The sequence below is a fragment of the Pseudonocardia ammonioxydans genome, from assembly GCF_900115005.1.
Classification (GTDB): domain Bacteria; phylum Actinomycetota; class Actinomycetes; order Mycobacteriales; family Pseudonocardiaceae; genus Pseudonocardia; species Pseudonocardia ammonioxydans.
Genome location: NZ_FOUY01000033.1, coordinates 14,353 through 28,035 on the forward strand (window position 1 = coordinate 14,353; position 13,683 = coordinate 28,035).

General features: G+C 72.6%; 13 protein-coding genes. 10 read left to right on the forward strand and 3 right to left on the reverse strand.

All coding sequences use genetic code 11. The annotated features are described in order from the left end of the window. Positions 1-542 precede the first annotated feature (542 nt). Entirely contained in the window at positions 543-2,372 is a 1,830-nt protein-coding gene (gene dnaA / locus BM093_RS25265; RefSeq protein ID WP_143105514.1) for a chromosomal replication initiator protein DnaA, read from the reverse strand. A 580-nt stretch (positions 2,373-2,952) separates the two neighbouring features. Between dnaA and rpmH the strand changes: the two genes are divergently transcribed. The 8 genes from rpmH (at position 2,953) to BM093_RS25305 (ending at position 8,790) form a co-directional block, all read left to right on the forward strand. After that, entirely contained in the window at positions 2,953-3,090 is a 138-nt protein-coding gene (gene rpmH / locus BM093_RS25270; RefSeq protein WP_093350863.1) for a 50S ribosomal protein L34, read from the forward strand. A gap of 28 nt (positions 3,091-3,118) precedes the next feature. Beyond that, positions 3,119-3,523 carry a ribonuclease P protein component gene (gene rnpA / locus BM093_RS25275; RefSeq protein ID WP_093350697.1) on the forward strand — a complete coding sequence of 135 codons (405 nt, stop codon included), beginning with the start codon at positions 3,119-3,121 and terminating at the stop codon, positions 3,521-3,523. After that, positions 3,520-4,227, forward strand: a complete 708-nt coding sequence (gene yidD, locus BM093_RS38000) for a membrane protein insertion efficiency factor YidD (RefSeq protein WP_342743040.1) — start codon at positions 3,520-3,522, stop codon at positions 4,225-4,227. The genes rnpA and yidD overlap by 4 nt, the downstream gene beginning before the upstream one ends. A 57-nt stretch (positions 4,228-4,284) precedes the next feature. Next, positions 4,285-5,505 carry a membrane protein insertase YidC gene (gene yidC, locus BM093_RS25285; protein WP_093350702.1) on the forward strand — a complete coding sequence of 407 codons (1,221 nt, stop codon included), beginning with the start codon at positions 4,285-4,287 and terminating at the stop codon, positions 5,503-5,505. Between the two features lie 98 nt (positions 5,506-5,603). After that, positions 5,604-6,134, forward strand: coding sequence for a Jag family protein (locus BM093_RS25290; RefSeq protein ID WP_093350706.1), 531 nt, complete (start codon positions 5,604-5,606; stop codon positions 6,132-6,134). Then, a complete protein-coding gene (rsmG, locus tag BM093_RS25295) occupies positions 6,131-6,823 on the forward strand; it encodes a 16S rRNA (guanine(527)-N(7))-methyltransferase RsmG (protein ID WP_093350711.1) in 693 nt (230 codons plus the stop codon). Before BM093_RS25290 ends, rsmG begins: the two co-directional genes overlap by 4 nt. Positions 6,824-6,894: 71 nt before the next feature. Next, a complete protein-coding gene (locus BM093_RS25300) occupies positions 6,895-7,788 on the forward strand; it encodes a ParA family protein (RefSeq protein WP_425439199.1) in 894 nt (297 codons plus the stop codon). A gap of 30 nt (positions 7,789-7,818) precedes the next feature. Beyond that, positions 7,819-8,790, forward strand: a complete 972-nt coding sequence (locus BM093_RS25305) for a ParB/RepB/Spo0J family partition protein (protein WP_093350721.1) — start codon at positions 7,819-7,821, stop codon at positions 8,788-8,790. Between the two features lie 309 nt (positions 8,791-9,099). On the opposite strand, the gene BM093_RS36160 is transcribed toward BM093_RS25305, so the two are convergent. Next, positions 9,100-9,246 (reverse strand): hypothetical protein, encoded by a 147-nt coding sequence (locus BM093_RS36160; protein WP_177238700.1) that lies wholly within the window; start codon positions 9,244-9,246, stop codon positions 9,100-9,102. A gap of 2,170 nt (positions 9,247-11,416) precedes the next feature. On the opposite strand from BM093_RS36160, the gene BM093_RS25310 reads away from it, so the two are divergent. Together BM093_RS25310 and BM093_RS25315 are read left to right on the forward strand one after the other, a co-directional pair. Next, positions 11,417-11,650, forward strand: a complete 234-nt coding sequence (locus BM093_RS25310; RefSeq protein WP_093350726.1) for a hypothetical protein — start codon at positions 11,417-11,419, stop codon at positions 11,648-11,650. A gap of 298 nt (positions 11,651-11,948) precedes the next feature. Further along, the gene (locus BM093_RS25315) at positions 11,949-12,155 is read left to right on the forward strand and encodes a hypothetical protein (protein WP_093350731.1); all 207 of its coding nucleotides are present in this window, start codon (positions 11,949-11,951) and stop codon (positions 12,153-12,155) included. 528 nt (positions 12,156-12,683) lie between these two features. Here the strand turns inward: BM093_RS25315 and BM093_RS25320 are convergent. Next, on the reverse strand, positions 12,684-13,634 hold the full coding sequence (locus BM093_RS25320; RefSeq protein ID WP_093350873.1) for a D-alanine--D-alanine ligase family protein: 951 nt from the start codon (positions 13,632-13,634) through the stop codon (positions 12,684-12,686). Positions 13,635-13,683 lie beyond the last annotated feature (49 nt).

The window sequence follows — 13,683 nt, forward strand, 5'->3', positions numbered from 1 at the left end:
GGCGCGGTCCATCCACAGAGTTGTCCCCAGGTGTGGGTGGAAACGTGGTGGATCGTGGACCCAGGGTGATGGGTGTCGCACCGTGAGCCGGGCCCGCTCGTCCCGCGATGAACCCACATACACCTCATCCGTCACCCCGATATCGACGGACGGTGACGGACGGCCGGCCGGGAAGGACCACTCGCACGGGTGGCGGTTCGCCGAACGCCCTCTACCGGACGACGAACGGGGAGCGTGGAAGCGACACGCAGGCGACGCCACGCCGGACCCGATCGGGATCGCGTCGAACGCCGTGGCTGCCGGGTCGGACCGGCGCACGGCGTCCCGGGCCGGGGTACCGATCACCTCGGGAGCGTCCGGAACGTGGCGCAGCGTGGATCTGAGCGCCGTTGTCCGTGTGGGTGCGGCGGAATCGGTACCGGTGCGAGCCGTGACCGGGCCGACGCGGGCCGCAGGCAGCGGACGAGGCTGTGGAGAACCCCGCGACGGGCGTGGACAACTCGGGTCGTGGTGCCGGGCCGCGGTGGGCCGGCGCGGAGAGGTCAGTGCCGGGCGCGCAGCTTGATCCGCGCGGTCAGCTCCTGCACCTGCTCGAAGGTCTTGCGCCGGAGCGAGATCTCGTTGCGGATCTTCTTGTCGGCGTGCATGACGGTGGTGTGGTCGCGGCCGCCGAACGTCTGGCCGATGCGGGGCAGCGACAGGTCGGTCAGCTCACGGCACAGGTACATCGCGATCTGGCGGGCCTGGGCGAGTGCCTTCGTCTTGCCGGGCCCCGACAGGTCGTCGAGCGTGACCCCGAAGAACTCGGCGGTGACCGCCATGATCGTCGGCGCGGTGATCTCGGAGGCCGCCGAGTCGGGGATCAGGTCCCGCAGCACGATCTCGGCGAGCTGGGTGTCGACCGCCTGCCGGTTCAACGACGCGAACGCCGTCACCCGGATCAGCGCGCCCTCCAGCTCGCGGATGTTGCGCTCGATCCGCTCGGCGATGAACTCCAGTACCTCGCCGGGGACGGCGAGCCGGTCCTGCGCGGCCTTCTTCCGCAGGATCGCGATCCGGGTCTCCAGCTCGGGTGGCTGGATGTCGGTGATCAGGCCCCACTCGAACCGGGTCCGCATCCGGTCCTCGAGGGTCTCGAGGCGCTTCGGCGGCCGGTCGGAGGAGACCACGATCTGCTTGTTCGCGTTGTGGAGGGTGTTGAAGGTGTGGAAGAACTCCTCCTGGGTCCCCTCCTTCCCCTCCAGGAACTGGATGTCGTCGACCAGCAGCACGTCGACGTCGCGGTAGCGGCGCTGGAAGGCGACCTTCCGGTCGTCGCGCAGCGAGTTGATGAAGTCGTTCGTGAACTCCTCGGTACTGACGTACCGGACCCGCATCCCGGGGAACAGCCGCTGGGCGTAGTGCCCGACCGCGTGCAGCAGGTGGGTCTTGCCCAGCCCGGACTCGCCCCAGATGAACAGGGGGTTGTACGCCCGCGCGGGTGCTTCGGAGACCGCGACCGCGGCGGCGTGGCTGAACCGGTTCGACGCCCCGATGACGAAGGTGTCGAAGGTGTAGCGCTCGTTGAGCCGGGTCTGCGACCGCGGTGCGACCGGGTCACCGGCCTGCGGCGCGGTGTAGGCGGGCCACGCGGTGCCGCCGCCGTCGCGGGACGGCGAGTCCGGCGCCGTGGGGGCCGCCGGGGCCCAGCCTCCGGTGGACGACGGCCCCGGGTCGGCCGCGTAGGAACGGCCCCGGTGGCCGCTCGCGTGCTCGTCGTCGGCCGCCCCCCGGTGCGGGGCAGTGGAGTCGCCGGCGGCGGACTCGTCGGAGGAGTCGTCGGCGGCGGAGTCATCGGTGGAGCCGGCCGTGGTGGAGCCGTCGGGACGGGTGAGGTCGGTCCGACGGGTGTGGTCGCTCCGGCCGGCGGTGCCGGTGTCGGTGCCGGTGTCGAGGTCCTCGGCGCCATCGACCGCCACGGCACCCGTGCCGTCCGCGCCCGCTGCGGGCGGGCGAGCGGTACCGGTGTCCCGGGCGCTGTCCCCCGCGGTGGCCGCGCGGGGCAGGGCGAAGCCGGGCGGGTCGGGCACCTCGGTCCCGCCCGAGGCGGCCGAGGCGTCGACGACGACGGCGAGGTTGACCGAGACCCCGAGGTGGCGGCCCAGTGCGTCACTGATCGGGCGGCGCAGGATGCGCTCGATGGCGTCCTTGGCGAACTCGCTGGGCGCGGCCAGCAGCGCGGTCCCGTCGAGCAGCCCGAGCGGCCGGGTCAGGCGCAGGAACGCGCGCTGCTGTGGGGACAGGGACGGAGTGCCCGACTCCGCGGAGGAGCCCGAGAGGTCGGCGATGACCCGGTTCCAGACCGCGCCGAGATCGCCCGGCTGGTCGGTCATCCGCGGTTCCCCCTCCCGTTCGGCCGCTGTCCGCGGCTGCTCCTCCGGGAGCACACCAACCGTCTCCGTCCGGACGCGTCCGCTACTACCGGAAGTCGAAGTATCCCCAGAGTTGTCCACACTTGTGCGTAAAGGTACGCAGCACTGCCCGCCCGGCACGCATCGGGGCGGCCGGGTGGTCGGGTTCAGCGACGTCCCGAGTGCTGACTGCGGTCTCGAGCGTCGACTGTGTCGATAGTGGTCTGACGTGCTCTGTGGTCGTTCCCGGCACGGCGCGAACGGTCGTGACGTCCCGCCGGTCAGAGGCGGGATCGGCGACGCTAGCAGCAGCCTCCGCTGCGGGCTCCCGGTGGGCCGCGAGGACGGGGGCGGGGGTGGTTTGACCCCTCTGAAACGCGCTGCGTACCCTTGTCCACCGGACACTGGTCAGGAGGGGCGTGTCGCGCCCGTCCTGCGACGGTCTCCCGCCCGCACGGGGGGAGCCGGTGCGACGACCGGTGGCCCACGAACCCCGTGCCAGTGACCGTAGAGATCTCGGCGTCGCAGGGCGCCTGCGAACAGCCGACCAGGAGTGCCCACCGTGAGCAAGCGTACTTTTCAGCCGAACAACCGCCGCCGGGCCAAGGTGCACGGCTTCCGGCTGCGCATGCGCACCCGCGCCGGCCGCGCGATCCTCGCTGCGCGCCGCCGCAAGGGGCGCAGCAGCGTCTCGGCCTGACCGACCGGCGCCCCCACCGGCCCGCGCCGTGCTGCCGGCCCGCGCCCGGCTCACCCGCCGGCCCGAGTTCGCCTCGACGATCCGGCGCGGTCGGCGCGCCGGCCGCTCGCGGCTGGTGGTGCACCTCGACCTGACCCGCCCCGGCGGCGTGCCCGAGCACGTCTCGCCGAGGGCGGGTTTCGTCGTGAGCAAGGCCGTCGGCAACGCGGTCGTCCGGCACCGGGTCACCCGGCGGCTGCGGCACCTCGTGGCCGACCGGCTGGAGACGCTCCCGCCGGGGGCCGCCCTCGTCGTCCGGGCCCTGCCGCCGGCGGGGACAGCCTCGTCCGCGGAGCTGGGCGCAGACCTGGACTCGGCGCTGCGGGCGGCCCGCCGGCCCCGCAACCGGAACGGCACCCGGCGGTCGGAGCCCGCGCAGGACGGCCCGCGGTGAGCCGCGGGACGACCGCCGTCGTCGAGGAGGACCCGATGAGCGAGGACCGGGACGCCGCACCGCGCGGCGCCGTCCGCTCCGGGGACGTGGACGGACACGCGGCCTCCGGAAGCGACCGCGTCGCTCCCCCGGGCCGTACCGACACCGGCCGTACAGATACCGACACCGACACCGATCGTCCGTCCGGCACCTGCTCGTCCGCCCGCGGTTCCGACGGCCCGGATCCCGACTGCGCTGCCGCCGACCATCGCGGCCCGGACCACTGCGACTCGCACCGGTCCGTCTCCGACCGGTCGGACTCCGACCACTCCGGCTCCGACCAGTCCGGCTCCGACCAGTCCGGCTCCGACTTCGACCCCGGCGACACGGCGTCGTCCCACGAGCCGCCCCCGCAGGCTCCCCGCACGCTCGGCGCCCGGGCCGCTGTCGCGGCCGTCCGCTGGTACCAGGTGTGGATCTCCCCGAACCTCCTGCCGAGCTGCCGCTTCATGCCGAGCTGCAGCGCCTACGCCGTCGAGGCCCTCACCGTCCACGGTGCGATCCGCGGTATCGGGCTGACCGTCTGGCGTCTGCTGCGCTGCGCACCGTGGCACCCTGGCGGGTGGGACCCGGTACCTCCGCCGCGCGGTCCGGGACGCAGCGGGCCCGAGCCCGGCGCCGCGGACCCGGCGCCCACCGACCCGTCCCGAACCGAAGGCCTCTAGAGCGGCGCGGACCGCCGTGCAGCGGACCGACCCGAGACCCCGAGGAGCAACACACCCGTGCTGGACTTCATCTACTACCCCGTCAGCTTCATCATGTGGGTCTGGCACAAGGTGTTCGGCTTCGTGCTGGGCGAGGACAACGGCTTCGCCTGGGCGCTGTCGGTGGTCTTCCTGGTCTTCACCCTGCGGCTGATCCTCTACAAGCCGTTCGTGACGCAGGTCCGCTCCATGCGCAAGATGCAGGAGATGGCGCCGGAGATGCAGAAGCTCCGGAAGAAGTACGCCAACGACCGGCAGAAGCTCGCCACGGAGATGCAGAAGCTCCAGCAGCAGAACGGCGCCAACCCGCTGATGGGCTGCCTGCCGATCCTGGTGCAGATCCCGGTCTTCATCGGTCTGTTCCACGTGCTGCGCGAGTTCAAGCCGGGCAAGACCGAGAACTACTTCTTCAACGCGCAGGAGAACGCCTCCTTCGTCGAGTCGAACCTGCTCGGGTCGAAGCTCGGCTCGGCGATCTGGCCGCTGCAGAACACCGCCTCGGTCGAGGCCCTCGGTGGCAACTACCTGTCCCAGTGGCTCGTCATGATCCCGCTGATGATCATGGCTGGTGTCTTCACGCACATCACCGCGCGCCACTCGGTGGCCCGCCAGCAGGCGCAGATCGCGGCCGGCACCACGGCGTCGAACCCGCAGACCGAGATCATGCAGAAGCTGATGCTCTACGTGTTCCCGATCGGTGTCGTCGTCGGTGCGCCGTTCCTGCCGCTGGCCGTGCTCTTCTACTGGGTCTCCAACAACCTGTGGACGCTGTGGCAGCAGCACCACGTCTACAAGAAGATCGACGCCGAGGACGCGGAGAAGCAGGAGAAGGCCGCCGAGTCGGCCAAGGCACTCGCCCCGCGGCCCGGCCAGAAGCCGGTCCGCAAGAACGGCCGGACCGCTCCGAAGGACGCCACGACCGTCGACGAGCAGGTGGACGCCGAGCCGGCCGGCTCCCCCGACGCGGCCAGTGCCGACACAGCCGGCGTCGACGCGACGGACACGGCTGCCGACGCCACCGCCGGAGACTCCCCGGCCGGTGACGGCGCCTCCCGCAACGGCTCGGCCCAGAACGGCCCGGCCCAGAACGGCTCGCCCCAGAACAGCTCTACCCAGAACCGTTCGAACCAGAACGGCTCGACCCGGAACGGGTCCGGCAAGAACGGCGCGAAGAAGCCCGGTGCCAAACCGGTGCAGCGCCGTCAGGGAGCGAAGTCCAAGCGCGGTAAGCGCCGCTGACCCAGTGAACCCGCGCGCCACGACGGCCCCGGCGGACCCCGACCGCCGCGCGGGCCCGGCGCAGCGCATCCGCGTACCGCAAGCGAGAGGAGAAGCACGTGCCCACCACAGCGAAGGATCCTGCCGAGGGTGCAGACGTGCAGGCCAAGCCGTCCGGTGACGACCTGCTGATCCAGGAGGGCGACGTCGCCGGTGACTACCTGGAGCGCCTGCTCGACATCCTGGACTACGACGGCGACATCGACCTCGACGTCGAGGGCGGCCGCGCGATCGTCAGCATCGAGGGCAGCGAGGGCGACGCCGACCTGGAGAAGCTGGTCGGTGACCGGGGCTCGGTGCTGGAGAGCCTGCAGGAGCTCGCCCGGCTCGCCGTGCAGCAGCAGCTCGGCAGCCGCAGCCGGCTCATGCTGGACGTCGCCGGCTGGCGCCGGCGCCGCCGCGACGAGCTGACCGAACTGGGCACGGAGACGGCCAAGGAGGTCAAGGCGTCCGGTGAGTCGGCCCGCCTCCGCCCGATGACGCCGTTCGAGCGCAAGGTCGTCCACGACGCCGTCGCGACGGTGAAGGGCGTCATCAGCGAGAGCGAGGGCGAGGAGCCTCGCCGTCAGGTCGTCGTGCACAAGAGGTGAGCACCGAGCAGAACACCGGCGGAGCGGCGGCACCGGCTCCGGAGGTCGCCGGAACGGTCTTCGGCGAGCGGGTCGGCCTGGCCGCCCGCTACGTCGAACACCTGGCCACCTCCGGGATCGAGCGAGGCCTGATCGGGCCGCGGGAGCACGACCGCCTGTGGGACCGGCACGTGCTGAACTCCGCGGTCCTCGCCGAGGTCGTACCGTCCGACGCGAAGGTCGTCGATGTCGGCTCCGGGGCGGGACTGCCCGGGATACCGTTGGCACTGGCCCGTCCGGACCTGCGGATCGTGTTGATCGAACCGCTGGCCCGGCGGGTGGACTGGCTGGACGAGGTGATCGCCGACCTCGGGCTCGACGTCGCCGTCGAGCGCGGGCGCGCCGAGGAGCCCGCCGTTCTGCGACGATGGGAGGGCGCCGACGTGGTCACCGCCCGGGCCGTCGGGCCGCTCGCCCGGCTCGCGGGGCTCTGTCTGCCCCTGCTGCGTCCGGGGGGTGCGATGCTGGTGCTCAAGGGAGCCTCCGCACCGGAGGAGATCGCCCGCGACGCGACCGCGGTCCGGGCGCTCGGTGGCGGCGACGCCAGGATCCACGAGGTCGGTGACGGCGTCGTGGATCCCCTGACCACGGTGGTCGAGATCCCCCGCATCGGCGCGCCCCGCCCCAAGCGGAGGAAAGAACGGCGATGATGAGTAGGACACCGTCCTCGGCTGTTCCACGTGAAACATCGGGACGGGATTCGAGGGAGAGAGGGCCGCGCGTGAGTCTCGGTTGGACCCCCATCGCGGACGAGGCCGCGAGGGCTGCCCGCGTCCTGCACCCCGACGGCCACGGCATGCCACGGCCGGCTGAACGACGGATCCTGGGTGTCGCGAACCAGAAGGGCGGCGTCGGGAAGACCACCAGCACCGTGAACCTGGCCGCCGCGCTCGCCATGCACGGGATCCGGGTACTCGTCGTCGACCTCGACCCGCAGGGCAACGCCAGCACCGCGCTCGGTGTCGAGCACCGGACGGGCACCCCGTCGGTGTACGAGGTGATGCTCGGCGAGATCGGGCTGCAGGAGGCCGTCGCCGTCAGCTCGGCGTCGCCCAACCTGCTCTGCGTACCGGCCACGATCGACCTGGCCGGCGCGGAGATCGAGCTGGTCAGCATGGTCGCGCGCGAGTCGCGGCTGTCCCAGGCGCTGCACGACGACGCGCTGGCCGAGCTGGACATCGACTACGTCCTGATCGACTGCCCGCCCTCGCTCGGGCTGCTCACGGTGAACGCCCTGGTGGCGGCGTCCGAGGTGCTGATCCCGATCCAGTGCGAGTACTACGCGCTGGAGGGCCTGGGCCAGCTCCTGTCCAACATCGATCTGGTCCGGTCGCACCTCAACACGTCGCTGCACGTGTCGACGATCCTGCTGACCATGTACGACGGCCGGACGAAGCTGGCCGACCAGGTCACCTCCGAGGTGCGTCAGCACTTCGGCCCGACGGTGCTGCGCACCGTCGTCCCGCGCAGTGTGAAGGTCTCCGAGGCGCCCGGCTACAGCCAGACGGTGCTCGCCTACGACCCCGGCTCACGTGGGGCCATGAGCTATGTCGACGCGGCCCGGGAGATCGCCGAGCACGGTGCCACCGGCGCCTACCGCCCGGGTGGACGCTGACATGACAGCTGACATGACAGAGGTCCGTTGATGGCAGAGCGCAAGGGCGGTCTCGGTCGTGGACTGGCCGCGCTGATCCCCACCGGGCCGGCCGAGCCCGAGGCGCAGCCCTCGAGCCCCGGAGCCCCGCTGCACCGGCCCGCCCCGGCCGTGCCACGCGACGACGCCGCGACCGAGGCCGAGCCGCGGGTGGTCGACGGCGGTGCCGAGTACCGCGAGATCCCGCTGGACCGGATCGTCCCCAATCCGAAACAGCCGCGGACGCAGTTCGACGAGGAGCAGCTCTCCGAGCTCGAGCACTCGATCCGCGAGTTCGGGCTGCTGCAGCCGATCGTGGTGCGGCGGGTCGGTCGCAGCTACGAGCTGATCATGGGCGAGCGCCGGTGGCGCGCCGCCCAGCGGGCCGCGCTGGAGACGCTCCCGGCGATCGTCCGGCACACCGCCGACGACGTCATGCTCCGCGACGCGCTGCTGGAGAACATCCATCGGGTCCAGCTGAACCCGCTGGAGGAGGCAGCCGCCTACGAGCAGCTGCTCGGCGAGTTCGGGGTGACACACGCGGAGCTCGCCGATCGTCTCGGCCGGAGCCGCCCGGTCGTCACGAACATGATCCGGTTGCTGAAGCTGCCCGTGACGGTGCAGCGGCGGGTCGCCGCCGGTGTCCTGTCGGCCGGGCACGCCCGGGCGCTGCTCGGGCTGGAGGACGCCGGACTGCAGGAGGATCTGGCGACCCGCATCGTCGCCGAGGGCATGTCGGTGCGGGCCACCGAGGAGGCCGTGGTGCTCGCCCGGCAGGACGGCCCGCAGCGGGAGCGCCGGTCCCGGAAGCGGGCCGAGGAACGCCCCGAGTTCACCGAGATGGCCGATCGGCTCTCCGACACCTTCGACACCCGGGTGAAGGTGGAGATGGGTCAGCGGAAGGGCCGGATCGTCGTCGAGTTCGGTTCGGTCGAGGACCTGGACCGCATCACCGGGATGATGGGTCTCCGCGAACAGGACTGAGGGGCGCCGGCGTCGGTCCGCTCCCCCGCGTACGGAGGCCGACCGGCTCCGGGGTGTGTCCCTGTTCCGATCCGGTGATCTCGTCGGCAGCGGCGATCTCAGGACGCTGTGATTCGTCCCGTGTGGCCTCATCGGTGTGTCGCCCGGGTCGTGGGCCTGGGATGATGTTCGAGGCCCTCCCCGATCATTTGAGGGCGATTTCGGGCGTGTGGCTCGGCTCGAGTGGTCCTTCGAGGCCATTCGCTTTCGATTTCAACTATTCGAGTGCACTACGGCCGGCGCAGGGAGGCCGAGCGACCGGTGTACGGCTCACCGGGTGGCCGGGCCGTGTCGGGGAGCGGGTTGCGGGCCGAGGTGGACGCCGTCGAAGGCACTGGCGCCAAACAGGTCGCTGTCGGGCAGGTCGTCGCCGAGCTCGTTCTGCTCGAGGTAGGTCTCGCTGTGGGATCCCGGCATACGGCCGCCGCTCCATCTGCCGGGGTCCGTGAACCGTTGCCCGCCCGGCTGCGGCGTGACCGGAACAGCACCGGACGCGGGCGTTCCGTACGCACTGCCCTGAGCCGGTGCCGTGGACGGAGGGCGGCCGACCGTCGGCTGGGCACCCGCCCGGGGCACTCCCCGGGCCGCGCCCTCGGCTCACGCTCGACCGTGAGGTGGGCATGCCAATCACTTCTGCGCCGCCCGGCTTCGCGGCCCCGAGCATCGCCGTGGCCGACCAGCCGGCGAGGGCGCCGGGCGCCGCCCCCGGGTGCTCAGCCATCGGCTGTTGTGGGGGGCCGCCGGTACACCGCACCGCACTCACTGCCGGTCGAGCATCGTCGGCGTTCCGGCGCAGCCCGGTGCGGGCGGCGGTGGGGCACCGCCCCACCGCCGTGTACAGCGACCCGATCTCCGCCCGGTCCAGAGGGCGGAGCGTGCCGGGCCGGCGCGGCCGGGAGGGTGGTCCGCGCCGGCGGCAGGGCCCGGACGACGAGGGCGGCACCGTGGTCAGGGATCCACGACGCCGTCACCGACCTCGTCATCGTCGCGGCACGCTCAGCCGCTCGTGCCCGAGCGTCGAGGCGCCGGAGGTGGTCCGGTCGATGCGCACGGCGGTCGGGACGGTGGTCTGGGGCGGCACAGGTCGTGTGCGGCCGGCGATCCGCTTCCCGGCCGGGTAGAGGTCACCGATCGACTCCCCTCCCCCGGGTCCCTGTCGGCGAACGGGGCCGTTTCCCCGGGTGATCGGAAGGCTGAGAACGGTGACGCCTGACGGCGTCGAGGTCCGTGGGGGCGAGCCGGCGTAGGCGCGGTCTGCGGATCACCCGGGCGAAGAGGTCCCTGCCCCACCCCCCGCGCGGCTCGAGGAGCCGCGGGTGTGCGCGGCTGGGGCGCGCACCTTGCGAGCGAGCGGCTCGCGGGACGTACCGGGTCGGGCTGGCTCCCGGCGCTGTGTCCCGCGGTCGTGTTTCACGTGGAACAGGGCTCCGGCCTCGTCGTCGCATCGAGAGGACCGTCGGTGCCGGCGGTGCCTCGGCACCGGGGACGCCGTCGTGCGCCCGGCCCGGCACGGTGCCTCATGGATCAGTCCTGCCGTCCTCCATGTCCATGGCCATCAGAAGGATCTACCGGCGCTGCGCCCGGGGCGCGGACGCCGACTCGGTCCGGCCTGCGGACGAGGCGTGATGATCGGTGTGGACACAGGCGTCGGCGGGCGAGGCAGGGCGCCACCGCGGCGACGCGCACCAGCTCGTGCGGTCGTCCGGCGTCGACGGGCCGCCGTCCGCCCGCCGGTGGCGATGCCGAACCTGGTGGAGTCCGGAGTCGTCGGTACGCCCACAGGCCGGCCCTAGGGCCGACCTTGCGCGCCACCGTGGAGCTCGCCGTGCTCGCCGATGGCGTACGCGATCGGCGCGATCACGACGGGGCGTACGAGGTTGGGCGGGACGATCAGTCGGCCGGTATCGCTCCGCAGGACGAACGCACCGGTGTGCTGTGCGCGACCGGCCCCACCGGGTCGTCACGTCCGTCCGGGCCCTCGGTGTGGCCACGAGCAGGCACCCGCGCGCTTCGACGATGCCCGCGTCCCCGGGCAGTTCGAGACACGGCGCCGGCGCGCTGCATCACCGGCACGGCGATCGCGGTGCGCGGCGCGGGACCACGGGCGCGCGGTCGCGGGATCACCACCCTCCGCGCGCGTCCGCTGCGTGCGACGCGGCGGTTCTGTTCCGCATGAAGCAGGCCGTGCCCGCCGGTGTGCCGGGCGGTGCTGTTTCCTGTGAACCGTGATCGTGCACCCCGGTACCGGGAGACCTCGTTCCACGTGAAACACGACGGTGCCACGCCCGGGGCCGGTCGACGCTGTGCGACGTGAAGCGCGGCCGTGCCCGGCGGGACGGCGCGATGCCGTTCCACGTGAAACGTGACCATTCCGGGAGGCGCGATCTGCGCGACGCCGGCCCCCATGTGAGACGCCGCCGTGCTGGGCCGGGGGCGGGCGACGCTGATCCAGATGACGTGACCGTGCCACCCCGCGCGTGTGTGTGGGCGATGCCGTTCCACGTGAAACAGGACCATGTCGCCCGGGCCGCGCGATCCCGTTCCAGGTGGAGCGTGATTATTCCGAGCCGCGCGAGCGCGCGATGCTGTGCCACTCCTGGTCGGGCTGGTGTCGACGCTGTTCCGGACCGACGTGGACGCCGGGGCGCCGGCGGCGGGACTCGTGCCGGGGTTCGCCGGGATCGACTCGCTGGTGCCGGCCACCCCCGGAGGCCACGGCGAGCGCGGTGCCCGCGGCGTCCAGGTGAATCGCCACTTGCGGGGCTGGGACTGCGCGACGCCGTTCCACGTGGAACCCAGCCGCGCGCGGACTGCGTGCTGATGGTGCGACATGGGTCGTTCCGCACCGCCGCCCAGGCCGGAGGACGACCGCAGCAACCGCGCGGTGCGCCACACCCGCCACTGGCGTAGCCCCGTGCGCGGAGCCGGATGGCGCGTTCTCGAGGCCGCCGACGGCTCCGCGAGACTCACCCGGAGCCACTCCCCCGCGAAGGCCGTCTCGCTCGTGGGTCCGGCGCCGGGAGCGGATGCGCCGGTGCTCCGCCGAACGGGGCGCGGCGGGGCGCCGATGTACGGGCGGTGGTCGGAACGACGGTGTCGAAGGATCCGTACTGCGCATCATGAGGCCGGGCTTCGCCGCCGTGTCGCCGGCCTCGCTGAAGGAGGTCGCCGTGCTCGAGCAGCGGAGCCACTCCGAGGTGCTGCACGGTGTCGACAGGCACGCGGACGGCGGTGGGCTGCTCGGGTGCGGGCAATCGCCGTGGGTCGGCGCAGCGCGACCGGCCGCCGGCACCGAGGTCGCGGTCCTCCGCGTGGTGGTCGAGTGAGCGTCGCTCCCGACCGGCCACGTGAGCCGGGCCGGGTGGCTCCCGTCCGCGCAGGGACTCCGCTGTGGAGAGGTTCCACGTGGAACCGGGGTGCTCATGACCGCAGTACCGGCGGAAGTCCAGTGGTCCGCGCCGCTGCACGACGCGGATCTACTCCAACAGGGCCGTGGATGCTGCGTGGTCCGGTCCCGGTCGTCGTCGCGACCTCAGGGCCGCCGTAGCGGGGGTACCAAAATGCTCGAGCGGTCGGAGACGTGGGGCGGGTGGGCCGGGTGGTGTGGCAGGTCCGGGTCGAGCGCGTACCCGGAGAGGGCGGGCTCGAGCGCCCCTCCGCGGTTCGGTGGAGGCACCGGCCGCGGTCCGCCGTCGACCGCCCGATACGGGACACCCGGCGTGGCGTCCGGGACTCCCCGACCAGCGGTGAGCGATGACGACCTCGTGGCGGGCGACGCCACCGGACGCGGGCGTACCCGACCGCGATGTTCCACGTGGAACCACCCGACGATGCGTGGTTCCACGTGAAACACGTCAGCCCTGCCGCGTGGCGGCGCGTTCGACGAGCGCCTGGTAGACGGTCGCGAGGTCCGTGCCGTCGGCCGCGACCGCGGTCGGCAGCAGTGAGGTGTCGGTCAGTCCGGGCGACACGTTCATCTCGAGGACCTGCACCGCGCCCGACGAGTCCACGATCGCGTCCATCCGGGAGATGTCCCGCATGCCGAGCAGGCGGTGCGCGTCGAGCGCGGTGTCCGCCAGCGTCCGGAGAACGTCCTGCGGCAACCGGGCCGGACAGTGGAAGGTCGCCGCACCCGGGGTGTAGCGGCACGTGTAGTCGTAGAAGCCGGACGGCACCTCGACCTCGACCGGGGGCAGTGCGCGCGGCTCGTCACCGTCGTGCACCACGGACACGGCGACCTCGGTCCCCGTCACGAAGCGCTCGGCGAGCACGGTGTCGGCGTAGGCGAAGGTGCTCACCATGGCGGCCGGCAGATCGTCGGCGCTGTGCACCACCTGGACGCCGAGCGCGGACCCGCCCTGGTCCGGCTTGAGCACCAGCGGGAGCCCGATCCGCTCGACGATCGCGTCGAGGACCCCTCGCGCGCCCAGCTCGCGGAAGGTCGAGTGGGGCAGGGCCACCCACTCCGGCGTCGACAGGCCGGCCCGGACGAGCTCGGCCTTCACGCTCGGCTTGTCCCACGCCCGCCGGCAGGCTCCCGACGGCGTCCCGACGAACGGGATGCCGAGAAGCTCCAGCACCTGCTGGACGGCGCCGTTCTCCCCTTCCCCACCGTGCAGTGCGACCGCGACGACATCCGGCCGGTCGGTGTCGAGCCGCTCGAGGAGCGCGCTGTCGACGTCCCACTCGCGGACGTCGACGCCGTTGGCGCGCAGCGCGCCGGCGAGGCGTCGCCCGGATCGCAGGGACACCTCGCGTTCGTGGGACAGGCCTCCGGCCAGCACGGCCACCGTTCGATCGCTCACCCGGGCATTCTGCGCCATGCCTCCGGAACGCCGAACGCCCCGGGCCGCC

What these genes read in the sequence shown, in the direction of transcription:
- dnaA (WP_143105514.1), bottom strand. Translation starts at nt 2,372, where the DNA reads ATGACCGACCAGCCGGGCGATCTCGGCGCGGTCTGGAACCGGGTCATC.
- BM093_RS25305 (WP_093350721.1), top strand. Translation starts at nt 7,819, where the DNA reads ATGGCAGAGCGCAAGGGCGGTCTCGGTCGTGGACTGGCCGCGCTGATC.
- BM093_RS36160 (WP_177238700.1), bottom strand. Translation starts at nt 9,246, where the DNA reads ATGCCGGGATCCCACAGCGAGACCTACCTCGAGCAGAACGAGCTCGGC.
- BM093_RS25315 (WP_093350731.1), top strand. Translation starts at nt 11,949, where the DNA reads ATGAGGCCGGGCTTCGCCGCCGTGTCGCCGGCCTCGCTGAAGGAGGTC.